Here is a 22,697-nt window from a genome sequence, read left to right as displayed (position 1 = left end):
TGCGCCGAGGGCTTTCGGGGGCGGCCTGGTGGCGAGGGCCCTTTCAGGGCCGGGCTGCGGTGAGGGCTTTTAGGGGCGCGGGGAACTGCGCGACCAGCCCCCACCGGCCGGCAGCCGACTACACACCCGGCTGCCCGAGCTCCCCGCCGCCCCCGACCCGCCGTCGGCCCCGCAGTCGTACGATCACCGCCGCCCACGCCACCCCCAAGCCCACCGCAACCCCCACCGCAGCCGTGGCCAGCGCGCGATGGCTCGCAGTGCGGGCCGAGGTGTCCGAAGCGAGCCGCACCGGGGGCTCTCGCGGCCCGTCGTCCTTCGGGGCCGTTCCCGTGCGTACGGCGGTCACCGCGGCGTACGGATCCAGCCGGGGCACGTCGGACGGATACGCCGTCCCCGTGAGCCGCGCAGCCGTCTGCGCGGCCGTCAGGTCGGGATGCGCGGCCCGCACCAGCGCAGCCGTACCGGCCACGTACGCCGCCGTGAGGGAGGCCCCGGAGCCGATGTAGTGGCCCTTGCCGGAGGGACCGATGCCGACAACACCGTCGCCGGGGGCCGAGAGGTCGGCCCGCAGGGGGCTGGGGGCGTTCGCGGGCCGGGAGCCCTTCGCGTCGAGGTCCAGAACGGACAGGACCCCGGGGTCCGAGGCGGGCCAGTAGTCGCGGGGCGGGGGAGGGGAGGCGGTGGCGGGCCCGGTCGGGTCAGGGGCGGCCGCCGCGACCACCAGGGCGTCCCGCTTCGCGGCGTAAGCCACCGCGGCCGTCAGTCCCGTGGACCCCTGGGCCAGGGCCGGTGATACGACGATGACCTCGGCCCCCGCCTGCGCGGCCGAGCGGATGCCGGAGGCCAGCGAGGCCGCCGTGGCCGCGCCCCGCGTGTCGGTACCGCGCACCGCGAGGACACGGGCCCCGCTCGCGACCCCGGCGAACCGCACCTCCCGCGCGGGCGCCGCCGCGATCAGGCCGGCCACGAAGGTGCCGTGTCCCACACAGTCACCGTCCGCCGAGCCCACCGCCGTCACACGTCCCGCGAGCGCGGGCGCCTGCGCGGCGACCCCGGTGTCCACGACCGCGACCGTCACCCCGGCACCCCCCGCGCTGCCACCCGCCGTCGGCCACACCCGCGTGAGCCCCAACGACCGCTGCTCCCACGGCACAGCCTTCGCCACCGAGGACGACCCCGCCGTACAGGAGGCGCCGGCGGCCAGCACGGAGGGGATCACCGGAAGATTCACCCCGCCGTCGGCCAGAGGCGCGCCCGCGGCCGGCCCGCCCAGAGCCGCAAGGGCCAGCGCCACGGCCAATGCGCCTGCCGGCCGCGCCAACGCGCCCGCAGGCCACGTCACTTGGCACGCCGGCCCGCTCACTTCCCGAGTCGGCCGCGTCACTTCGCGAGCCTTTGGGCTCACTTCCCCTGTCGGCGAGGTCACTTCGCAAGTCGGCCCGCTCACTTCGCCCGTCAGCCGGGTCACTTCGCGAATCGGTCGGCTCACGCCCCGTGCCGGCGAGCTCACTCCGCCTCCCCACCCGGCACATCCGAAGGCACCAGCAACCGCAGATCGTCGAAGCCCGGCGCGGCCATCGCGCTGATCCGCCCCGCCTGCCGCGTCATCATCGTCTCCAGCACCTGGCGGGCCAGCCGCGCGTTGCCGAAGGAACGGTCGCGCGGCAGGGCGTCGAAGTGCGACCGCAGGGCCGTCCCCGTGCCCGGCCCGCACGCGTAGCCGTTCGTCTCCGCGTGGTGGCGGACGATGGTGACCAGCTCCTCCGTGGAGTAGTCGGTGAACTCCACGCGGCGCGAGAAGCGGGACGACAGGCCCGGGTTGGAGGCAAGGAAGCGGGTCATCTCGTCCGTGTAGCCGGCGACGATGACGACGACCTCGTCGCGGTGGTCCTCCATCAGCTTCAGCAGGGTGTCCACCGCCTCCCTGCCGAAGTCCGACGACCCGGACGGCCCCGGCGGAGTCAGGGTGTACGCCTCGTCGATGAACAGCACGCCGCCCAGGGCCCGTTCGAAGACCTCGCGGGTGAGCTGGGCGGTGTGCCCCACATAGCGGCCCACCAGGTCGGCACGGGCCACCTCGACCAGCTGACCCCGGGGCAACACACCGAGGGAGGCGAGGAGTTCGCCGTAGAGACGGGCCACCGTGGTCTTGCCGGTGCCGGGCGGGCCGGTGAAGACCAGGTGGTGGCTGATGCGGGGGGCCGGGAGGCCGGCGGCCTCGCGACGGCGAGCGGTGGCCAGCAGGTTGACCAGGTCCGTGACGTCCCGCTTGACGCCGGCCAGGCCGGTCATCTCGGCCAGCCGGGTCAGCGGGTCGCCGCCCGCCGGGCCCTCGTCGCTCACGGCGGCCGCCGCGTCCTCGCCCACGTCCTGCGGGACGAAGAGCGCCAAGTCCCGTTGACCGATGTCGACTTGGGAGGCGAGCCGGGTCGCCTGGCGGTCCACCATCTCCTCGAAGAGCTGACGGGCCGCGCGGCCGTTGCCGAAGGTCGCGTCACGCGGCATCCGCTCGAAGCGGGCGGCCAGGGCCTTGCGGGTGGCGTCCGCCAGCTCGTACTGGTGGCGGGCGCACATCGACTCCATGATGGCGACCAGCTCCGGCACCGAGTAGTTGGAGAACTCCACGGTGCGCGAGAAGCGGGACGCGAGACCGGGGTTGGAGGCCAGGAAGCCGGTCATCTCGTCGGTGTAGCCGGCCACCACCACGACCATGTCCTCGCGGTGGTCCTCCATCAGCTTCAGCAGGGTGTCGACGGCCTCCCGGCCGAAGTCGGCGCCGCTGCTGCGGCTGTCGGAGACCAGCGTGTAGGCCTCGTCGATGAACAGCACACCGCCCAGAGCCCTGTTGAAGGTCTCGGTGGTCTTGATGGCCGTCCCGCCGACGATCTGCGCCACGAGGTCCGCGCGCGAGACCTCGACCAGGTGGCCGGAGCGCAGCACACCCAACTCGGTGAGGATCGCGCCGTAGAGCCGGGCGACGGTGGTCTTGCCGGTGCCGGGCGGGCCCGCGAAGACCAGATGGCGGCTCATCGGCGGGACCGGCATCCCCATGCTCGCCCGGCGCTGCGCGAGCCGGGTGAGGTTGACCAGCGTGCGGACCTGCTGCTTGACGTCCTCCAGGCCGATGAGCGCCTCCAACTCGCCCAGCGCACCGCCTCCTTGGCTGCCGTCCGGGCCCGGGGAAGCCGCGGCGCCCGCCGGGTCCGTGCCCTCCGCGTCGCCCAGCCCCCAGGCGTCCCGGCGGCCGTTGTCCGCGCTGGTCAGCCCCTCCACGGCGAGCCGGTCACCGGGGCGGACCTGCACCAGGCCGCCGCCCGTGTTCTCCCGGGCCGTGCAGTTGACCAGGGAGACCGGCGCGTCGGTGTCGACGCGGAAGCCGTCGCCCTCGCTGCGCAGCGACTCGCAGGAGGTGAAGGCGCCGCGCCCGCCGTCCTCCACGACCACGCCGTGGCCGCCCGCGCCGGTCACCCGCAGTCTGCTGGCGGTGAGTTCGCCGCCCTTCTCCACCAGGACCCCGGGGTGCGCGCTGCCGCGGTCGCCGCGGATCTCGCAGTCCCGGAGCGTGACGCTGCCGTCCGGCCCGACCGACAGGCCGGGCCCGCCCGCCACGTCGACGCTGCCGCCGCCGACGTACAGATTGCCGTCGTCCTCCACCCGGACGCCCGCCCCACCGGGGCGTTCGACCACGCAGTCCTCCAGACGGCCGCGTCCGTCGGCCGACACCTCCACGCCGTGGCCGCCGGGGGCCGTGACGAGCGCCCGGCGCAGCAGCGGATTGGCACCGGAGCGCACCGAGATGCCGACGCCGCCCGCGTCCACCACCTCCAGCCGGTCCAGTTCGGCCACCGACTCCTCCTCCAGGAGCACCCCCGCCGCCGAACTCCCCTGCACGGAAAGGCCGATGAGCACGGGCGAGGACGATCCGCCGACCCGCAGGGCCGGTGCCTGCGCCGCCTCCAGACGGCAGTCCTCGATGGTGCCGCGCGACCTCTCCAGTACGGCCATGCCGTGGCCCTCGGTCCGGGTCGTACGGCAGCGCCGCAGCCACGGATCGGTGCCGCCGGACAGCACGATCCCGGGGCCGGTGGTGCCGGTGACCGTCACGCCCTCCAGGGTGGTGCGGGCCGCGCTGCTCAGGTGGACGCCGGTGCTGGTGTCGTGCACGGCGGTGCGCACGACCCGGGTGGTGCAGTGGTCCTCCAGGGCGATCGCGGGCTTGTCGGTGGAGGAGATGTCGCAGTCCTCGACAGAGCCGCGGGCCTCGCCGTTCGCGAGGACGCCGTTGCCGCGCGCGTCCCGGACCGTGCAGCCGCGCAGGGTGACCCGGCCGCGTTCGCCGATCACCGCGCCCGAGGTGCCCAGGTGCTCCACCGTGCACGACTCGACCGAACTGTCCACGGGGGAGGTGACGACCAGGCCCGCGCCCTGCGGGTTGGTGATCCGGCAGTCGCGCATGGCCAGCGAGCCGGTGCCCCGGGCGAGCAGCGCGGTCCAGCCCGCGCCGGTCACGTCGCAGCCCTCCAGGGCGAGTTGGCCGCGCGCCACGTCGACCACCGGCAACTCCTCGTCCCGGCCGGTCAGGACGAGGTCGGTGAGCATCACCGCGTCCGCCTTCAGCACCACCGCGCTGCCGCGCCGGGGCGCGATCTCCACGCTGCCCCGCGCCTGTTCGGCCACGATCGTCACCCGGGTGCCGATCACCAGGCCCTCCTGGTAGCGGCCCGGGCGGACACTGATCACGGCTCCGCCGCGCGCCCGCTCCAGTGCCTCGCCGATGGTCCGGAAGGAGTCCGCGGGGGCGTCCGGGGCGGGTTCCTGGCAGACGGTCAGTAGCTGGCGTGGCACGCCGGAGCCTCCAGTGAAGTGTGAGTGCCGTAGGGCGAGTTGGTCAGCGCAGGGCGGCCGGGGTGGCCGCGCCGAGCGAGGTGAGGGCGTTGCGCAGGGCGCGGAGGGCGTGGCTGCTGCGGGACTTGACCGTGCCCTGGGGGAGGTTCAGCTCGGCCGCGGTCTCCTCGATGCTGCGGTCGAGGCAGTACCGGTGCACCAGCACCTCCCGGTGCGGGCGGTCCAGTTCGGCCAGCGCCCGGGTCAACACCTGGGAGGTGAGGGTGCGTTCGCTGCTGTCGGAGACGACCTCGCGGTCCAGCGCGGTGGGGATGAGGTCCGCGGGACGGGCCCGACGGGTGCGGTGGGCGTCGATGGCGAGCCGCCGTACGACGGTGAAGAGCCAGGGGCGCGTCAGGCCGGGCGTCGAGGTGAGCTTCTCGGCATGGCGCCAGGCCCTGAGCACGGCCTCCTGGACGATGTCCTCGGCGCCGTGCACGTCCCCCAGGGTCAGTCCCTGGGCGAACTGGAGCAGGGCGGTGCCGTGCGTCTGGTAGATCACACGCGCGAAGGCCTGGCCCCCGTCCGGGCATTCTCTGTTCTCCTGCTGCTCGTTCGCGATCACGCACCGATCGTCGGGGCCGCCGATCGGCTGCCGATCGACTCCCGATTGCGGTGCGATGGTCGTCCGCCGCCCGGTGCGACACGACGGCCCCATCCCTCACTACGGAGCAGAGCCGCGTGGGGTTCTCGCCCCGGAAGGGAATCCGGCCCGCCGCGCCAAATGGTAACGGTACGGTAACGGCCGTCGGGGAGGCAGAACCCGCGGACCCACGGCCCCGTAGTGCGGGTGAGCGTCCCGACCGCCGGCACGAGGAGGTGCACCGATGCGGCGACCCTCACCCGCCGTGCCCCGCCCGGTGCCCCTCCGGCGACAGGGCGGCCAGCTTCTCGCGCATCGGTCCGGCGTCCGGATGCCCGAGCCGGTCCAGGATCCGCACCGCCTCCGCCAGCAGGGCGCGGGCGCGCTCCGGCTGCCCCAGGCCCAGCCGGGAGTCGGCGAGCGAGGCCAGCGTGTGCGCCTCCGCCCAGGGCACCCCGCCCACGTGCCGGAAACGCGCCAGCGCCTCCTCGAAGGCGGCGACGGCCTCCTCGTGCGCGCCGAGATGGTGCCGGGCGTGCCCGATGCTGTTGAGGACGTGCCCCAGCGTGTAGTCGTCGTCGCGGGCGCGGGCCAACTCCATGGCGGCGGCGCAGAACTCCAGCGCCTCGCGGTGCCGGCCCAGCAACGAGTGGTACCAGCCAAGGCCGTTGAGGATCCAGGACCGCAACCTGCCCTCGCCGTCCGGGCCGAGCAGCTCCAGAGCCTGCCGGTGGTGGTCGAGGGCGCCCTCCAGATCGCCCTGCACCTCCAGGACGACGCTCAGCTGGCGGTGGCTCTCGGTCAGCGCGGGGACGTCGCCCACCTTGGCGAACAGCTCGATGGCCCGCTCGATGTGCGCCCGGGCGTCACCGGTGCGCTTCGCGTACGACTCGGCCTGGGCCAGCCCCCGGTGGATGTGCGCGAGGGCGGTCGGATCGCCGAGCCGGTCGGCGGACTCCAGCGCGGTGCGCAGGGTGACACCCAGCTCGTGCCACAGCCCCTGCCGGCCGAAGTGGTGCTCCACGCACCAGGCGAGCTGCCAGGCGTGGACGTCGAAGCCGTGCGCGGAGGCCTCCCGCAACACCGCGACCAGGACGGCCCGTTCGGTGCCGAACCAGGCCATCGCCCGTTGCGGGGTGGTGTGCGACTCGCTCCGCACCCCCGGGGACGGCTCGGCCAGGACGATCCGGTCCCGGGTGAGGTCCATGAGCCGCGCGGCGGCGTGGGCGCTGTGCAGATAGTGGTCGACCATCCGACGGCGGGCGGCCGTGATCTCCTCGGGGCCGTCCGTCTCGGCGGAGAGCTCGGCGGCGTAGGCGCGCAGCAGGTCGTGCCAGGCGTAGCGGCCGGGCGCCGGCTCGTCCACGAGATGGGTGTGCACCAGCTCGGCCAGCAGACTCCGTGCGGCGGCCGTGCCGAGACCGGCCAGGCTCGCGGCGGCGGGCAGCGAGACGTCCGGGCCGGGGTGCAGCACCAGCAGCCGGAAGAGACGGGCCGCGGCGGGCGAGAGCGCGTGGTACGACCAGGACAGGACGGCCCGTACGTCGGCCGCCTGGTCGGTGTCCGTGAACGCGTCGAGACTGCCGTGCCCCTCGGCGAGTTCCTCCGCGAGCGCGGCGAGCGGGAAGGCGGTGCGGTCGGCCGCGCGGGCCGCCACGACCGCCAGGGCCAGCGGCAGCCGCGCGCACAGCTCGACGATCTCGCGGACCGCCCCCGGTTCGGCGGCCACCCGCGCGGCGCCCAGACGGCGCTCCAGCAGGTCGTGGCCCTCCCGCGCGGTCAGCACGTCCAGGCGCAGCGGACGGGCGCCGTCCACGGCCACCAGTCCGCCCAGCCGGTTCCGGCTGGTCACGATGACGAGACAGCCCGGGGCGCCGGGCAGCAGCGGCCGTATCTGGCCCGGGTCCCGGGCGTTGTCCAGCAGGATCAGCACACGGCGCCCGGTCAGCACGGTCCGCAGCCGCGCCGCCAACGCGTCCTGGTCCTCGGGGAGTTCACGCGGCGGGACCCCGAGCGCCTCCAGCAGGGTACGCAGCGCCTGCGCGGGCGGGACGGGGGCGCCGGCGGGGTCGAAGCCGCGCAGGTTGAGGTAGAGCTGCCCGTCCGGGAAGCGGGGGGCGATCCTTCGGGCCCAGTGCACGGCGAACGCGGTCTTGCCGACACCGGCGGTACCGCCGATCACGACGGTGGCGGAGGGGGCGTCGCCCTCCGGGACCAGTGCGGAGGCCTGTTCCAGTTGGGTGTGCCGTCCGACGAAGCCGGGGAGCTCGGAGGGGAGTTGGGCGGGGACGGGGCGGGTGGAGGCCGGGGCTGTGGTGGTGGCATGCGTTGCCGGGGGTGCCGGGGGTGCCGTCGTCGTACCGAACGCATGCGCAGCCGCTGGTGCCGGGTCGGGCCCGGCCGTGGGTGTCACGTCGGCCGAGGGAACAGCGGTGGGCGGCACGTCGGCCGGGGGGACCGCGGTAGGTGTCACCTCGGCCGAAGGAACGGCGGTAGGCGGCACCTCGGCCGGGGTCGCGATGGTCGTCGGCGTCATCTCGGCCTGGGGTGCCACGGTAGTTGGCGACATCTCCGCCCTGGTCGCGGCGGCCGACCCCTCTCCGCCCGGTACGGCGAGCAGCCCCGGATCCGCCCGCAAAATCCCCTCGTACAGGCGTCGCAGAGCCGGCCCCGGGTCGACGCCGAGTTCCTCCGCGAGCAGCGTCCGGACCTCGGCGTACGTCTCCAGCGCCGCGGACTGCCGACCGCAGCGGTAGAGCGCCAGCATCAGCATCTCGCGGAACCGCTCGTCCAGCGGATGCCCGGCGACCAGCGCGGCCAACTCGGGTACGGCCTGGACGTGTTCGCCCTGGTCGAGCCGTATCGCCAGCAGGGACTCCAGGGCGGACAGCCGGAGCGCCTCCAGTTGCTCGCGCCGAGTCTGCGCGAACTCCCCCCGCACCCCGGCCAGCGCGGGACCCCGCCACAGCGCGAGCGCGTCCCGCAGGTGTACGGCGGCCCCGTGCAAGTCCCCCTTGCGGCGGACGAGTTCGGCGCGCGCGGTCAGCTCACGGAAGGCGGCGAGATCGAGGTCCTCGGGGAGCGCACGTACGACATAGGCGTCCCCCACGGACCGGATCAGCGCAGCGTCCTCCCCGAGGGTCCGCCGCAGCCGGTGCACGTACGTCCGCACCGACCCCACCGCGGAGGCTGGCGGGGCGGCACCCCACAACGCGTCGACCAGTCCGGCCACCGGAACCCGGGACCCCTCGGCCAGCAGCAGCACGGCCAGCACCGCCCGCTGCCGCGGCGGCCCGAGATCCACCTCGACCGCGCCGCGCCACGCACCGACCGGCCCGAGCACCGTGAACCGAACCTGCTCCCGCACCTCAGAACTCCCCGCTGACACAGATCCCCCGGCACGGACTCTTCACATCCCACTTGGAAGGGACTTGGAGCCCTCTTGGAGACCCGTGCGGGTAACGGGCCTCCGCCGTATACGACACCCGGGAGAGCTCACGGCGACCGCACGAGCGCACACCCCGTCCGTGTCCTCGCCGACTCCACCCCGCACCCGCAAGCACGGGCTGGACCGGTAGTGCGGCGATCCGGAGGAGACCACGGCCTCAGGCTGACCGGGGCGACCGGGCAACCGGGCCGCAGGCTCACTCGCCCTAGCCGTCGCCGTCGCCGAAGCCCCCGCCCTCGCCCCCCGGCCCCCCACCCAACCGATCCGCCAGACAAGCCAGATACAGCGCCATCGCGGTCCGATGCTCCCGCAGTGACCGACCCGTCGTCTGCTCGATCTTGTTCATCCGGTAGACGACGGTGTTCCGGTGGATGTGCAGGGCCTCCGACGCGCGGACCAGGTTGAACCCGCTCTCGCACCACGCCGTGATCGTGTCGCGCAGCACCGGCCAGTCCGGCTGGGCGCGCAGGCTCGCCGCGGTGCGTTCGATCAGGCGGTTGCGGGCCGGCTGGGAGACCGACGTGAGGGCCTGGTGGACGCGCAGGTCGGTGATCAGATGGACGGGGGAGCCGCTCGCCACCCGGGCCCCGAGGCGCAGCGCGTCGCAGGCGTCCTGGTAGGAGTCGTGCAGCCCGCTCACCGAGGCGGCCGGTTCGCCGACACCGGCGCGGGCGACGAGGCCGTCCTGCGCGGCGATGACGTCGGTGGTCCGCCGGCAGTCGTCCAGCAGGGAGGACACCGGGCGCCGGTCCGGGAGCCTGCGCAGGACGCCGATCCACCCGGGAGCCGTGGAGGCGATGATGTCCTGGGGGTCGGCGAAGACCTCACGGACCGTGCGCAGCAGTTCCGAGCGGACCAGCGCCATGTCCCGGGTGGGCGCCCCTTGACGACGGCCGCCCGCGTCGGGGACCCGTACCTCGATGGCGACCGCGACCCGCCGCAGCCGTAGGTCGAAGCCCAGCTCGGCGGCCCGGAACAGCAGGAAGTCGCCCTCCACGACCTGCGGGTCGTACGCGGCGACATCGGCGAGCAGCTTCTCCGCGGCCCGCTCGGCGAGCAGCCGGGAGCGCAGCATCACGGACTCCCTGAGCAGGATCTCCGTCTGGCGTTTCACCAGCAGTCCGAACCGGCGCACCTGCGCGGGAGTCCCGGTGATCCCGACCGTGCCCACGGCCTTTCCGTCCGCGACCAGGGGCAGGGTGACCCCCGGGCGCACCCCGCGCAGCAGCTGCGCCTGCGAGGCGTTGTGCGTGGCGGGTTCCTGGGTGCGCACGACCTCGACGGACGCCTCGTGGAAGCTGCCCACCCGGCCGCTGTCACCGCTGCCGATGACCATGCCGTCCGCGTCCGTGATCAGCACGTTGAAGCCGATGACGGCGGTGGTGTCGGAGGCGATCTCCTGCGCGAGTGACGGGCTCAGCATGAGCGGTCCTCCCGTCGAGGGGCGGGCCGGGCTGGACGCACCGTACAGCGGATCGATCGAATTCGGCCACAAGTCTGTACGGAGTACACGGTGACGTGGCCGGGGCCGGTTCGTAGCGTATGGCCCCAATCACCTCCCCGCCGGGGGCACAACGCGGTGAGACGGCGGGCTCCCCCTCTGCATCCCCCTGCATCCCTTGCATCCCTCTGCATCCCTCAGCTTCGTTACGGAAGGCCCATGCCGATGATCCGTATGCGTCCGCTCGCCGTCGCCCTGTCCGGCGGCCTCCTGCTCCTCGGCACCGCCGCCTGCGGCTCCGGGGACGACGACGGCCCCAAGAACGTGTCGGCGAAGACCGCCGCGCTCGGCACCCTCACCCCCGGCGTCATCAAGGTCGCCGTAGAGCCGTACGCGCCCTACACCAGCGTCCAGGGCGGCAAGATCGTCGGACTGGACGGCGACATCCTCAACCACGTGGCCCAGAAACTCGGGCTGACGGTGAAGCCCCAGGTGACGGACTTCGCCGGCATGCTCGCCGGAGTGCAGTCCCGCCGCGTGGACATCACCGTCGGCGGTGTCGCCTGGTCCGCGGACCGGCAGAAGCAGGGCCTGTTCACCGACCCGCCCTACTACTCGCCCCCGGCGATGGCCGTCCGCAACGGCAAGACCTACAAGACCGTCGACGACCTCGAGGGACTGAACCTCGGCACCGTCGAGGGCTACGTCTGGGTCAAGTCCATCCAGTCCGTCCCCGGCGCCAAGCTGCACGCCTACCCCGATGCCAACGGCGTCTTCGACGACCTCGGCGCGGGCCGCGTCGACGTCGGCTTCCTCGACCCGCTGCTCATCATCGCGGCGCAGAAGGAACGCCCGGAGCTGAAGATCAGCACCCAGTACCTGACCCCGCCGACCGCCGCCCAGGTCAAGGCGAAGCCCGCCTACGCCTACTTCCAGCCGTACCAGACCGGCTTCTACCTCCCGAAGCAGGAGACCAAGCTGGAGCGGGCGATCTCCGCGCAGATCGACGCCATGTACCGGGACGGCGAGATGGCCCAGCTCGTCGAGAAGTACGGCGGCGACCCCGAGCAGTTCCTGAAGCCGGACGCCGACGTCGCCACCGCGCGCCGGGGCGTGGACCGGCCGCAGGACTGGAACCCGCCGACCATCGCGAAGTGAGGGGACGACATGTCCGGCCTCTTCCAAGTCCCCTGGTCCGACTACCGGTCCGACCTGATCGACGCGCTCTGGCGCACCGTCTCCTACACCGTCGTCAGCTTCGCCGGCGCGGTCCTGCTCGGTCTCGCGGTGGCGCTGCTCCGGCTCAGCAGAGCGTGGCCCGCGCGGGCCGTGGCCGCCGTCTACACCGAGGTGTTCAAGAACGTCCCCCTCCTCGCCATCATCTTCCTCACCTACTTCGGCCTGGCCTCGGCCGGCATCCGCCTGGACGTCTTCACCGCCGGCTGCCTCAGCCTCGTCGTCTTCTACGCCGCCTACCTCTCGGAGATCTTCCGGTCCGCGATCAGCGGGGTGCACGCCGGACAGACGGAGGCGGGTCAGGCGCTGGGCCTGGGCCGGGCCGGCATCTTCGGGCACATCGTGCTGCCGCAGGCCGTACGGCAGGCGCTGCCCGGCACCAACACCATGCTCGTCGACCTGCTGAAGTCCACCTCGCTGCTGGTCACCGTCTCCGCGGCCGAGCTGATGTCCGAGGGGCGGCTCATCACCTCGGCCACCTTCCGGGCCCTGGAGGTGTACCTGGTCATCTCGGCCCTCTACTTCGCCCTGTGCTACCCGCTCTCCCAACTGCTCCTGCTCCTCGAACGCAAGGTGCGCGCGGGAATCCCCCTCTCCCCGCTTCGACGCCGGCGCCTGAAGGCGGCCCGCGCACTCCTCGCGCCGGCCGAAGCCGCTCCCGCCGGTGAAGCCGGTCAAGCTGCCGAAACCGCTGAAGCCGCCGAAGCCGCTTCAGCCGTGGAAGCCGACCTGAAGGCAGGTGCCGTATGACCGAGTCGGTCACCACCCCACCGACCACCCCGCAGCCCGCTGACACGCCACGGACCGAGGCCGTCGTACGGATCGAGGGGCTGAGCAAGTCCTTCGACGGCCGCCTCGTCCTCGACCACGTGGACCTGGAGGTCGACCGCGGCCGGATCGTCAGCGTCATCGGACAGAGCGGCGGCGGCAAGACGACCCTGATGCGCTGCGTCAACCTGCTGGAACGCCCCGACAGCGGCACGATCGAGGTCGCCGGGGAGATGGTGCACCAAGGCGGCCGCACCGTCTGCCGGGACCTGCCCCGGCTGCGCCGCACCGTCGGCATGGTCTTCCAGCGCTTCAATCTCTTCCCGCACCTGACCGCCGTGGAGAACGTCGTCCTGGCCCAGCGCAAGGCCGGCGTCCCGGAACAGGAGGCGCTGGAGCGGGCCGTCACGCTGCTGCGCCGGGTCGGTGTCGCGCACCGCGCGCTCGCACAGCCCGAGCAGCTGTCCGGCGGTGAACAGCAGCGCGTCGCCATCGCGCGGGCCCTCGCCCTGAGGCCCGAACTGCTGCTCTTCGACGAGCCCACGTCCTCCCTGGACCCCGAGGCGACCCGGGAGGTGCTGAGCGTGATGCGCGAACTCGCCGCGGACGGGATGACGATGCTGCTCGTCACCCATGAACTGCCCTTCGCCCGCGAGGTGTCCGACCACGTCGTCTTCGTCGACGGCGGCCGGATCGTGGAGGAGGGCAGGCCCGAGGACGTCCTCGACAGCCCCTCCCAGGCCCGGACCCGGGAGTTCCTCGCGGCCTACGGCAACGCGTCATGACCGGTGTGCCCGCTGTCACCGGCGACCGCCCCGTGGTGGTCGTCGGGGGCGGAGTCGTGGGACTGTGCACCGCGTACTACCTGGCGGCGGCCGGTCTCGCGGTGGAGGTCGTCGAACGGCGCGGACTGGGCTCGGGGGTGTCCCGGGGCAACGCCGGCTGGGTCTGCCTCAGCCACTCGACGCCCGTACCGTCCCCCGGAGTGCTGCGCTACGCCCTGCGCTCCCTGGGCCGCCCGGACTCGCCCCTTTACCTACGGCCCCTGCCCGACCCGGCGTTCCTGCGCTGGCTGTGGCGGTTCTGGCGCAGCAGCGCACCGGCCGCCTTCCGGCGCGGCTACGCGGCGATCGCCGACCTGAACCACGACACCTTCGACCTCTTCGACGGGCTGCGCGAGGCGGGGGTCACCACCACGCTGACCCGGCCCGGCATGGTGCACGCGTTCCTGTCGGCGGCCGAGGCCCGTCATCACCTCGCGATCCAGCGGGAGATGGCGGAGGGCCACTATCCGATGCCCGACGACATCACCACGGGCGACGAGGCCCGGCTGCTGGACGGCGCGCTCTCGTCCCGGGTGCGTGCGGCCTACCTCGTCGAGGGCGAGGGCGTGGTCGACCCGGAGGCGTTCGCCCGCGGGCTGGGCGAGGCCCTCGCCGACGCCGGGGTGAAGGTCCACGAGAACGCGGAGGTCACCGGATTCCGGTCCGGGGCGGGACGGGTGACCGCGCTGCGGACCGACCAGGGCGAGATCCCCTGCTCGGCGGTGGTCGTCGCGGCCGGGATGCGGTCCACCGCACTGCTGCGCGAGCTCGGACACCGGCTGCCGCTCCAGGCCGGCAAGGGCTACAGCTTCGCGGTGGACCTGGACCCGGCACCCCGGCACACCTTGTACTTCGGCGAGCGCAGGGCCGTCGCCTCACCGATCGGCGCCACCACGCGGATCGGCGGCACGATGGAGCTGAGCGGCAACAACAACCGCCTCGACTGGCGCCGGATCGTGGCGGTGGCGCTCGCCAGCCGCCACTACCTGGGCCAGTGGTTCGACGATCCCGACGACCTGGTGAGCCTGATCCGCGATCCCTGGGTCGGCGGCCGGCCCTTCCTCCCCGACGGCCTCCCGGTGATCGACCGGCTGCCGGGCCGGGAGAACGTCTTCGCGGCGACCGGCCACGGCATGCTCGGCGTCACCCTGGGCCCGGCCACCGGCCACCGCCTCGCCGAGTACATCCGCACCGGCCACCGCCCCGAGGTCCTCACGCCCTTCGCCTTCGACCGGCTCCGCGGCTGACGCGTTCCCGGCGCCGGACCTCACGGCACGATCGCCAGTGCGTGATCCGTGGCGGTGAGCCGCTGTCCCCCGTCCGCCGTGCACGTCACCACGTCCGCGATCCGTACGCCGAAACGGCCCGGCAGACGCATCCCGGCGCCGATCGACAGACACATGCCGGGGACGAGCGGGGTCTGCTCGGCCTCGGTGACGTACGGCGGCTCGTGGGCGGTGATGCCGACGCCGTGCCCGGTGGGTTCGGCGGCGTACTCGCCGTACCCCGCGTCCTCGATCACCCGGCGGGCCCTGCGGTCGACGTCCCGGCAGGGCACGCCGGGGGCGACCGCGTCGAAGGCCGCCTGCTGGGCCGTACGGACGACGTCGTGGACCGTGCGTTCCTCCCGCGTCGGTTCGCCCACGTGGATCGTGCGGCTCGTGTGCGAGGCGTAGCCGTCCTTCAGGCCGCCGAAGTCCAGGACCACCGTGTCGCCCTTGCCGAGCGTCCGCTCGCCCGTGCCGTGCTGCGGGTCCGCGCTGTTCCGGCCGGACGCCACCGAGGTGAAGACCTGGCGGTGGCCGTGCTCACGGAGCAGCCGGGCCAGGTCGGCGGCCACCTCCGTCTCGCGGCGCCCGGTGAACCGTACGGACAGGAACTCCTCGTAGGCCGCGTCGGCCGCCGCTCCCGCCGCCGCGAGCCGGACCACCTCGTGCTCGTCCTTCACCGCGCGCAGCATCGGCAGTACGACGGTCAGCGGGCGGTAGGCCGTCAACGGCAGGGCCTCCTGGAGCCCCAGCAGATGCAGGGCCCACGTGGTGTCGCAGACGCCGTAGCGGCCGTTCGGGAGGAGCAGCCCGGTGGCGGCGGCGTACGGGTCCTGGCCGTCGCGCCAGTCGGAGATCCGCACCGCGCCCGCGCCCGGTGCGGCCTCCGCGTCGGGACGTTCCAGGGCGGGGACCAGGAGGCGGGGCTCGGAGCCGGGGGTGAGGACGAGGAGCGTCAGGCGTTCGGTGGCGGTGGCGCGGTAGCCGCAGAGGCGGACCAGGTCGGGGCCGGGGGTGATGAGCAGTCCGGCCAGGCCGGTCCCGGCCGCCTCTCTGGCCGCCAGGGTCATACGGTTCGCGTAGTCCTCTTCCGTGAAGGGGGCGGGGGTGTCGTTCATGGGGCTCCTCCGGCCGCTGCCGTCGTCCGGTTCATCGTCCGAGGAGCCGGGTGCGAGGTGCCCGGGGGCTTCGCCCGACCGGGTGACGGTGACAGCCCGTGCCGCGGGGCACCGGCGGCGTGTCAGACGGCTCCGTGCCCCAGTGAACGCCGCGTCACCCGGGCCAGATGGCGGTGGAGGACCTCCCGCGTGTCCGGAGTCAGCGTGCGCAGCGCCACCAGCGCCGTGATCACCACATCGCACAGCTCCGCCTCGACGTCCTCCCAGGTGTGGGTGACGCCCTTGCGCGGGTTCTGGCCGATCGCCCCGATGACGGCCTCGGAGACCTCCCCGACCTCCTCGGACAGCTTCAGCATCCGCAGCAGGAGCCCCTCGCGGCCGCGCACCGGCTGATCGGTCTCCAGCCAGGCCCACAGGGCGTCGACGGACGTCCACAGATCCGCGGAGGGCATGCCGTGATCACTCATGCGGAGCAGCTTGCCACGACGTGGCACCGGATTCGTCCGCCGTACAGCGCCTGCTCCGCCTCGTGCAGCGCTTCTACTCCTCGTAAAGCGCTGCCTCCTCCTCGAACAGCGCCTCCTGCGTGTCGTCGGACTGGCCCTCCTTCTCCCGCAGCCGCCGGCCGCGCATCCCGACGACCGCCGCCGTGGCCACCCCCGTCACCGCGAGGGCCACCGGGACCATCCAGCCGCGGTTGACCGTGTGGCCGAGCGCGTGGTCCAGGGAGAGCCGGCCGGGGCCCGTCACCGCGAGACCGGCCGCCGTCAGGCCCAGCGAGGCCGCGTACTCGTAGCCACCGCTCGCGTTGAAGAAGCCGTTGGGCGCGTGCACCGCGGACGCGCCGGCCATCGCGCCGGCCGCCGCCGCACCCGCCGCGGGGGTCGCGAGGCCCAGCGCGAGCAGCGTGCCGCCGCCCGCCTCGGCCAACCCGGCCGCCGTGGCGCTCGCCCGGCCCGGGGCGTACCCGACGGACTCCATGAACTGGCCGGTCCCTTCGATACCGCCCCCTCCGAACCAGCCGAGCAGTTTCTGTGCGCCGTGGGCGGCCAGCACACCCCCGGTTCCCAGCCGGAGCAGCAGCAGGCCCAGATCACGTCGGTCGTAAGCGGTCACGATGACTCCCAGCACGAGATACGGAACGAGACCCCCCTCGCGTTTCCACCGTCGCACCGCTCACACCCACCCGGAACCCCGCGCGGCCGTTCGGGTGGCGCCCTCGGGCCCGCGGTTGCAGTCTGACGGGCATGACGATTCAGCCAGCCAAACTCAGCGACCCGGCCGTCCGCGCCTTCGTCTCGGCCGTCAACGCGCATGACCGCGAGGCCTTCCTGGCGCTGCTCGCACCGGGTGCGACCATGGCGGACGACGGCAGCGACCGCGACCTCGACGACTGGATCGACCGGGAGATCTTCTCCTCCCACGGCCACATGGACGTCGACAACGAGTCCCGTGGCGGCCGCGACCTCATCGCCCGCTACCGCAACGACACCTGGGGCGAGATGCGCACCAAGTGGCACTTCGAGGTGGCCGAGGACGGCCGGATCTCCCGCTTCGAGACCGGCCAGGCGTAGACATCCCCCACGGCCCCTTGCCTTCGTGTGCGCTTCAACTCCTAGCGTTCTCGGACATGGAGATCACACGCACTCTCGGCCGCTCCGGCATCGAGGTCAGCGCGCTCGGCTTCGGCTGCTGGGCGATCGGCGGCGAATGGCAGGCCGCCGACGGGCAGCCCCTCGGCTGGGGCAAGGTCGACGACGAGGAGTCCGTACGGGCGGTCCGGCGCGCCCTCGATCTGGGCATCACGTTCTTCGACACGGCCGACACCTACGGCGCCGGGCACAGCGAGCGGGTCCTCGGCCGGGCCCTCGGCAAGCGCCGGGACGACATCGTGCTCGCCACCAAGTGGGGCAACGTCTTCGACGAGGACACCCGCACCCTCACCGGCGCCGACCCCACACCCGCGTACGCGCGCCGCGCTCTCACCGCGTCGCTGGAACGCCTGGGCACCGACCGCGTCGACCTGTACCAGCTCCACCTGTCCGACCTCGACCCGGCTCTCGCGGCCGAACTCCGGGACGCCTGCGAGGAGTTCGTCGCCGAGGGGCTGATCCGCGCCTACGCCTGGAGCACCGACGACCCGGCCCGCGCCGCGGTCTTCGCCGAGGGGGAGCACTGCGCGGCCGTACAGCACGCGCTGAACGTCATGCAGGACGCCCCGGACCTGCTGGCCCTGTGCGAGGAGTCGAACCTGGCGAGCATCAACCGCAGCCCCCTGGCGATGGGCCTGCTGGCCGGCAAGCGCCAGGGCCCGCGGGACGCCGGGGACATCCGCAGCAGGCCCCCGGCCTGGCTCCAGGGCTTCGGAGACGGCACGGCGGCCGACCCGGAGTGGCTGTCGAGGATCGACGCGCTGAAGGAGATCCTCACGAGCGACGGCCGCACGCTCGCACAGGGCGCGCTGGCCTGGATCTGGGCCCGCAGCCCGCGGACGGTCCCGATCCCGGGCTTCCGCTCGGTCGAGCAGGCGGAACAGAACGCGGCGGCATGGGAGAAGGGACCGCTCACCGCCGTGCAGCTGACCGAGGTCAACCGCATCTTGGAACGGTGAGCGGCCCAACTGCTTCAGGGGCGCGGGGCTGTATCGATATGCGGCTCCGCCGCGTGGGCGCGACCAGCCCCCACCGGCCCGCAGACTTAATACTGCGTGACCGACTGTTCGGTCAGCGTGATCTGCCCCGCCTTGATCGTCGCGAGGCGGGGCGACCGCCGGGCGATCGACGAGTCGTGGGTGACCATGATGAACGTCAGCCCGTACTCGTGCCACAGACCCTCGAGCAGCGCCATGATCTCGTCCCGCATGGACTCGTCGAGGTTGCCCGTCGGCTCGTCGGCGAGCAGCACCTTCGGCTTCTTCACCAGGGCCCGCGCGATCGCGACCCGCTGCTGCTGACCGCCCGACAACTCCGCGGGCGCGTGCGTGAGCCGCTCGCCCAGCCCCACGGACCGCAGCGCCTCGGCCGCCCGCTCCCGCCGTTCGGCCGGCTTGACCCCCAGCGGGACCAGCGCGGTCTCGACGTTCTCCTGTGCCGTCAGCGTGGGAATGAGGTTGAACGACTGGAAGATGATGCCGATCTTCTCGGCCCGCAGCCGCGTCAGCTTGGCCTCGCTGATGCGCGCGAGATCGACGCCGTCCAGCTCGACGCTGCCCTCGGTCGGCCGGTCGAGCCCGCCGATCATCTGCAACAGGGTGGACTTGCCGCCGCCGGTGGGCCCCTGGATGACCAGTTGGTCGCCGTCCTCGATGGTGAGGTCGACACCGCGCAGGGCCTCGACGGTCTCCTTGCCGCGCGTGTAGCGCTTGGTGACGCCGGTGAGTCTGTACATGAGAGCTCCGTTGGGAATCGCGTAGCGAAGTGGTGAGGGGGTTACGACACGCTGCGCAGCGCGTCCGCGGGCCGCATCCGGGACGCCCGCCACCCGCCCATCGCGCCGGCGATCAGACCGCCGGTGACGGCGAGGCCCACCGCGAGGGCGATGGTGGTCATCGAGACCGGCGCGGACAGGGCGATCTCCATGGTGTTCTGCGAGGCCTGCTGACCGGGACCTCCGCCCCCGCCCGGACCGCCGCCCATACCGCCACCGCCACCGGTGTTGCCGAGCTGTGCGGTCAGCTTGGGGCTGATCATCGTGACCGCGTAGGCCGCCGCGAGGCCCAGGCCGATGCCGAGGGCACCGCCGAGCAGACCGTTGACCATCGACTCGCCGACCACCTGCCGGGTCACCCGGCGGCTCGGCCAGCCGAGCGCCTTCAGGGTGCCGAACTCACGGACCCGGCGGGAGACCGCCGAGGAGGTGAGCAGCGCGGCCACCAGGAACGCGGCGACGAGCACGGCGATGGACAGCCACTTGCCCACGCTGGTGGCGAGGTTCGAGGCGGTCGACAGGGACCCGGACACCGTCTCCGCGAGATCCGCGGAGGTCGTGACGGTCGTACCGGAGATGTTCTTCTGGATCGCCGACTTGACGGAGTCGATCTGCTTCGAGTCGGTCGCCTTGACGTAGATCGTGGTGACCTTGTTCTTGGCGTCGGCCAGCGTCTGAGCCTGCTTGAGGGGCAGGTAGACGTCGGTGGTGGACTCGCTGCTGTCGGGCGTCGCGATGCCGATGACCGTGTACTTGGTGCCGGAGATGGTCAGGGTCTTGCCGACCTTGAGGGAGTTCTCCTTGGCGTACGACTTGCTGACGACCGCGACCTTCGCGTTGGTCTGCGTGGCGGTGAAGGTCTTGCCGGTGGTGATCTTCGAGCCGGCCAGCGGGCCGAGCGTCTGGTCGGTGACGTCCACGCCGGCGACCGAGTAGGAGTTCACGTCGAAGTTGGCGCCACCGCCCTGGACCTGGGGCGCGGCGGTGCTGTTGCCGCCGGAGCCGGAGCCACCGCCGGGACCGCCCTGGTTGCCGCTGTTCCCGCTGTTCCCGCTGGAACTCTGCGCCTTGCCCTGGGTGAAGGACCCGTCGACCTTGGTGACGTTCAGCGTCAGCGCGCCGACCGCCGTCGCCACCCCCTGCTGCTTGGAGACCTTGGTGACCACCGAGGACGCCAGGGCCTGACCGCCCTGGGTCATCACGCGGTCGGAGCTCTGTGTGTCGTCGCTGTCGTTGGAGCTGGCGTCGAACTGGAAGTTCGGTCTGCCCGAACTCCCGGACGTCGGGGCCGACCTCGTCTTGGTGACGGTCATGTCGGTACCGAGGCCGTAGAGGGACTTCAGGACCTTGTCCTGAGCCTGTGTCATACCGGCCGACACCGAGTTGACGGTGATGACCAGGGCGATACCGAGCGCCAGACCCAGTGCGATGACCAGGGCCGCCTTCTTGCGCCGGCCCAGCTCGCGCTTGAGATAGATGCCAAACATCCCGTTCCTCGAAGGTTCTTGGCGCCCGCTGTGGGCGCGCCCTCAAGGTAGGGACACCGCATTGCGGGGCCGTGAGGAAGGGATATGCGCAGGCTGAGAAGGGATGTGCGCGAGCTGAGAATGTGTGCGGCGGCCGTCCAAGGCCCGGTGCGCACCTCGCGGTCCCACGCGAGATCCACCCCCACCCGGGCCATGGACGGCCGCCGCCTCCCCCCTCGGGTGAGGCCTACGGAACGCCGCTCCCCAAGTGTGAAGCTCTTGTGGAGGGCGCGTGATGAGCATAAGCCGCCGACCAGCCGTGGTGGGGGTGGAACGACAAATTCCGCTTGTGGAAATCGACCGTTCAACCTCGTCCCACGTACGGCATCGTCGTCGCCATCACCGTCGCGAACTGCACGTTCGCCTCCAGCGGCAGCTCCGCCATGTGCCGCACCGTGCGGGCCACGTCGGCCACGTCCATCACGGGCTCCGGTACGACCTCCCCGTTGGCCTGCAAGGCCCCGGCCCCCATGCTCGCGGTCATGTCGGTCGCCGCGTTCCCGATGTCGATCTGCCCCACCGCGATGCCGTACGGCCGCCCGTCCAGCGACAGCGACTTGGTGAGGCCGGTGAGGGCGTGCTTGGTCGCGGTGTAGGCGACGGAGTGCGGCCGGGGCGTGTGCGCCGAGATCGAGCCGTTGTTGATGATCCGGCCGCCCTGCGGATCCTGCTCCTTCATCCGCCGGTACGCCGCCTGCGCGCACAGGAACGCCCCGTTGAGGTTGGTGTCCACCACGTGCCGCCACGCCTCGTACGGCAGCTCCTCCACCGGCACCCCGCCGGGACCGAACGTCCCCGCGTTGTTGAACAGCAGATCCACCCGCCCGAACCGCTCCACCACGGCGTCGAACAGCGCGGCCACCTCGTCGGGCCGCGACACGTCCGTCCGTACGGCGAGCGCGGCACCCTCCGGCACGAGGGCCGCCGTCTCCTCCAGCATCTCGGTCCGCCGCCCGGCCAACGCCACCGACCAGCCCGCCCGCAGCAGTTCCACGGCGACCGCCCGCCCGATCCCGGAGCCCGCCCCGGTCACCACGGCGGTCTTCACATTCTTGGTGTCCATGGGCCCGCAGCGTAGGCGAGCCCCGGGGGCCGGCGGATCAGGCCGGCGCGACGGTCTCCGCGGCCCGCTCGCCCGGGTAGCGGACGCCGATCCGGTCCCGTACCGCGTCCAGCGTCCGCATCACCGCGAGTGTGCCCTCCAGCGGGACCAGCGGTGACTGGGTCTCCCCGGCGCGCAGCGCCCGCATCACCTCGCGGGCCTCGTGCTTGAGGCTGTTGCGGGGGCCGTCGGCCGGGTCCGCGACGAACTCCTCCGGGTCGCGCCCGTCCCGGTGCAGCACGAAACGGTCCGGGTGGAAGAAGCCGTTCGGGATGTCGACGCGGCCCAGCGAGCCGGTGACCGAGGCGATCGTGGCGGTACCGCCGGTCAGGGAGCAGTGCAGCGAGGCCAGCGCCCCGTCGTCGTAGGACAGCAGCGCGCCCGTCTGGAGGTCGACGCCCTCCTCGGACAGCACCGCCTTCGCCGTGACGTCCGAGGGCTCCCCGAGCAGCAGATGGGCGAACGACACCGGGTACACCCCGAGGTCGAGCAGCGCGCCCCCGCCCTGGGCCGGGTCCCGCAGCCGGTGCGCGGGCGGGAAGGGCCCGGCGAGCCCGAAGTCGGCCTGCACGGTGCGCACCTCCCCGATCGCGCCGTCGTCGACGAGGGCCTTGAGGCGCCGGATCAGCGGGTTGCAGTACATCCACATGGCCTCCATGAGGAACCGCCCGCCGTCCTGCGCGAGTTCCACCAGCTCCTCGGCCTCGCGCGCGTTCAGCGTGAACGCCTTCTCGCACAGGACGTTGCGACCGGCGCTCAGACAGAGCCCGGCGGCCGCGCGATGCGCCGAGTGCGGGGTGGCCACGTACACGACATCGATGTCCGCGTCCTCGGCCAGGGCGCCCCACTCGCCGTACGCCCGCTCGATCCCGAACCGTTCCGCGAAGACCTTCGCCGAGGCCTCGGAGCGCGAGGCCACCGCGACCACCTCCGCGTCCGGCAGATCCACGAGGTCCGCGGTGAACGCGGCCGCGATGCCGCCCGTCGCCAGAATCCCCCAGCGCACGCTCTGCTCCGTCATGCCCGGCTCCACCCTCGCTCACCTGACCGTCGCCATCCTGTACGAGCTGAGA

The 22,697-nt window shown here is 72.8% G+C and carries 18 protein-coding genes; 6 read left to right on the top strand and 12 right to left on the bottom strand.

The window, feature by feature from the left end; all coding sequences use genetic code 11:
* Positions 1-118: 118 nt before the first annotated feature.
* The 5 genes from ACFULQ_RS20005 to ACFULQ_RS19985 all read right to left on the bottom strand — a co-directional run bounded on the left by ACFULQ_RS20005 (position 119) and on the right by ACFULQ_RS19985 (position 10,338).
* A complete protein-coding gene (locus ACFULQ_RS20005) occupies positions 119-1,300 on the bottom strand; it encodes a S8 family serine peptidase (RefSeq protein WP_383545722.1) in 1,182 nt (393 codons plus the stop codon).
* A 206-nt stretch (positions 1,301-1,506) separates the two neighbouring features.
* Positions 1,507-4,845 (bottom strand): right-handed parallel beta-helix repeat-containing protein, encoded by a 3,339-nt coding sequence (locus ACFULQ_RS20000; protein ID WP_383545720.1) that lies wholly within the window; start codon positions 4,843-4,845, stop codon positions 1,507-1,509.
* A 43-nt stretch (positions 4,846-4,888) separates the two neighbouring features.
* Entirely contained in the window at positions 4,889-5,449 is a 561-nt protein-coding gene (locus ACFULQ_RS19995; protein ID WP_383545717.1) for a sigma-70 family RNA polymerase sigma factor, read from the bottom strand.
* Positions 5,450-5,723: 274 nt separating this feature from the next.
* Positions 5,724-8,834: a BTAD domain-containing putative transcriptional regulator gene (locus ACFULQ_RS19990; RefSeq protein WP_383545714.1), complete on the bottom strand. Its 3,111-nt coding sequence runs from the start codon at positions 8,832-8,834 to the stop codon at positions 5,724-5,726.
* Positions 8,835-9,120: 286 nt separating this feature from the next.
* Complete coding sequence (locus ACFULQ_RS19985) at positions 9,121-10,338, bottom strand: CdaR family transcriptional regulator (RefSeq protein ID WP_383545711.1); 1,218 nt, start codon at positions 10,336-10,338, stop codon at positions 9,121-9,123.
* A 237-nt stretch (positions 10,339-10,575) separates the two neighbouring features.
* Between ACFULQ_RS19985 and ACFULQ_RS19980 the strand changes: the two genes are divergently transcribed.
* From ACFULQ_RS19980 to ACFULQ_RS19965, 4 genes are read left to right on the top strand one after another with little or no spacing between them, the layout of a single operon-like run.
* Positions 10,576-11,514 (top strand): substrate-binding periplasmic protein, encoded by a 939-nt coding sequence (locus tag ACFULQ_RS19980; protein WP_383545708.1) that lies wholly within the window; start codon positions 10,576-10,578, stop codon positions 11,512-11,514.
* Between the two features lie 9 nt (positions 11,515-11,523).
* A complete protein-coding gene (locus tag ACFULQ_RS19975) occupies positions 11,524-12,342 on the top strand; it encodes an amino acid ABC transporter permease (protein WP_383545705.1) in 819 nt (272 codons plus the stop codon).
* Positions 12,339-13,145: an amino acid ABC transporter ATP-binding protein gene (locus tag ACFULQ_RS19970; protein WP_383545702.1), complete on the top strand. Its 807-nt coding sequence runs from the start codon at positions 12,339-12,341 to the stop codon at positions 13,143-13,145. Before ACFULQ_RS19975 ends, ACFULQ_RS19970 begins: the two co-directional genes overlap by 4 nt.
* Positions 13,142-14,431, top strand: coding sequence for an NAD(P)/FAD-dependent oxidoreductase (locus ACFULQ_RS19965; protein ID WP_383545700.1), 1,290 nt, complete (start codon positions 13,142-13,144; stop codon positions 14,429-14,431). Before ACFULQ_RS19970 ends, ACFULQ_RS19965 begins: the two co-directional genes overlap by 4 nt.
* Before the next feature lie 20 nt (positions 14,432-14,451).
* On the opposite strand, the gene ACFULQ_RS19960 is transcribed toward ACFULQ_RS19965, so the two are convergent.
* The 3 genes from ACFULQ_RS19960 to ACFULQ_RS19950 form a co-directional block, all read right to left on the bottom strand.
* On the bottom strand, positions 14,452-15,570 hold the full coding sequence (locus ACFULQ_RS19960; RefSeq protein WP_383545697.1) for a M24 family metallopeptidase: 1,119 nt from the start codon (positions 15,568-15,570) through the stop codon (positions 14,452-14,454).
* Between the two features lie 122 nt (positions 15,571-15,692).
* Positions 15,693-16,037, bottom strand: coding sequence for a MazG-like family protein (locus ACFULQ_RS19955; protein ID WP_383545695.1), 345 nt, complete (start codon positions 16,035-16,037; stop codon positions 15,693-15,695).
* Positions 16,038-16,110: 73 nt separating this feature from the next.
* Positions 16,111-16,686 (bottom strand): DoxX family protein, encoded by a 576-nt coding sequence (locus ACFULQ_RS19950; RefSeq protein ID WP_383545692.1) that lies wholly within the window; start codon positions 16,684-16,686, stop codon positions 16,111-16,113.
* Positions 16,687-16,817: 131 nt separating this feature from the next.
* Between ACFULQ_RS19950 and ACFULQ_RS19945 the strand changes: the two genes are divergently transcribed.
* Positions 16,818-17,144, top strand: coding sequence for a nuclear transport factor 2 family protein (locus ACFULQ_RS19945; protein ID WP_383545690.1), 327 nt, complete (start codon positions 16,818-16,820; stop codon positions 17,142-17,144).
* Positions 17,145-17,200: 56 nt separating this feature from the next.
* A complete protein-coding gene (locus ACFULQ_RS19940; RefSeq protein WP_383545687.1) occupies positions 17,201-18,181 on the top strand; it encodes an aldo/keto reductase in 981 nt (326 codons plus the stop codon).
* A gap of 86 nt (positions 18,182-18,267) precedes the next feature.
* Here the strand turns inward: ACFULQ_RS19940 and ACFULQ_RS19935 are convergent, their stop codons facing one another.
* From ACFULQ_RS19935 to ACFULQ_RS19920, 4 genes are all read right to left on the bottom strand, one after another.
* Positions 18,268-18,957, bottom strand: a complete 690-nt coding sequence (locus ACFULQ_RS19935) for an ABC transporter ATP-binding protein (RefSeq protein ID WP_383545684.1) — start codon at positions 18,955-18,957, stop codon at positions 18,268-18,270.
* Positions 18,958-18,998: 41 nt separating this feature from the next.
* Complete coding sequence (locus tag ACFULQ_RS19930; RefSeq protein WP_383545681.1) at positions 18,999-20,483, bottom strand: ABC transporter permease; 1,485 nt, start codon at positions 20,481-20,483, stop codon at positions 18,999-19,001.
* Positions 20,484-20,826: 343 nt separating this feature from the next.
* Positions 20,827-21,585 (bottom strand): SDR family oxidoreductase, encoded by a 759-nt coding sequence (locus ACFULQ_RS19925; protein ID WP_383545678.1) that lies wholly within the window; start codon positions 21,583-21,585, stop codon positions 20,827-20,829.
* Positions 21,586-21,622: 37 nt separating this feature from the next.
* Complete coding sequence (locus ACFULQ_RS19920) at positions 21,623-22,645, bottom strand: Gfo/Idh/MocA family protein (protein WP_383545675.1); 1,023 nt, start codon at positions 22,643-22,645, stop codon at positions 21,623-21,625.
* Between the last annotated feature and the right edge of the window lie 52 nt (positions 22,646-22,697).

The organism is Streptomyces sp. NPDC057253, assembly GCF_042669125.1.
Classification (GTDB): domain Bacteria; phylum Actinomycetota; class Actinomycetes; order Streptomycetales; family Streptomycetaceae; genus Streptomyces.
This window is presented reverse-complemented; position numbering and strand designations above follow the sequence as displayed.

What these genes read in the sequence shown, in the direction of transcription:
- ACFULQ_RS19985 (WP_383545711.1), bottom strand. Translation starts at nt 10,338, where the DNA reads ATGCTGAGCCCGTCACTCGCGCAGGAGATCGCCTCCGACACCACCGCC.
- ACFULQ_RS19980 (WP_383545708.1), top strand. Translation starts at nt 10,576, where the DNA reads ATGCCGATGATCCGTATGCGTCCGCTCGCCGTCGCCCTGTCCGGCGGC.
- ACFULQ_RS19975 (WP_383545705.1), top strand. Translation starts at nt 11,524, where the DNA reads ATGTCCGGCCTCTTCCAAGTCCCCTGGTCCGACTACCGGTCCGACCTG.
- ACFULQ_RS19970 (WP_383545702.1), top strand. Translation starts at nt 12,339, where the DNA reads ATGACCGAGTCGGTCACCACCCCACCGACCACCCCGCAGCCCGCTGAC.
- ACFULQ_RS19965 (WP_383545700.1), top strand. Translation starts at nt 13,142, where the DNA reads ATGACCGGTGTGCCCGCTGTCACCGGCGACCGCCCCGTGGTGGTCGTC.
- ACFULQ_RS19960 (WP_383545697.1), bottom strand. Translation starts at nt 15,570, where the DNA reads ATGAACGACACCCCCGCCCCCTTCACGGAAGAGGACTACGCGAACCGT.
- ACFULQ_RS19955 (WP_383545695.1), bottom strand. Translation starts at nt 16,037, where the DNA reads ATGAGTGATCACGGCATGCCCTCCGCGGATCTGTGGACGTCCGTCGAC.
- ACFULQ_RS19945 (WP_383545690.1), top strand. Translation starts at nt 16,818, where the DNA reads ATGACGATTCAGCCAGCCAAACTCAGCGACCCGGCCGTCCGCGCCTTC.
- ACFULQ_RS19940 (WP_383545687.1), top strand. Translation starts at nt 17,201, where the DNA reads ATGGAGATCACACGCACTCTCGGCCGCTCCGGCATCGAGGTCAGCGCG.
- ACFULQ_RS19935 (WP_383545684.1), bottom strand. Translation starts at nt 18,957, where the DNA reads ATGTACAGACTCACCGGCGTCACCAAGCGCTACACGCGCGGCAAGGAG.
- ACFULQ_RS19930 (WP_383545681.1), bottom strand. Translation starts at nt 20,483, where the DNA reads ATGTTTGGCATCTATCTCAAGCGCGAGCTGGGCCGGCGCAAGAAGGCG.
- ACFULQ_RS19925 (WP_383545678.1), bottom strand. Translation starts at nt 21,585, where the DNA reads ATGGACACCAAGAATGTGAAGACCGCCGTGGTGACCGGGGCGGGCTCC.
- ACFULQ_RS19920 (WP_383545675.1), bottom strand. Translation starts at nt 22,645, where the DNA reads ATGACGGAGCAGAGCGTGCGCTGGGGGATTCTGGCGACGGGCGGCATC.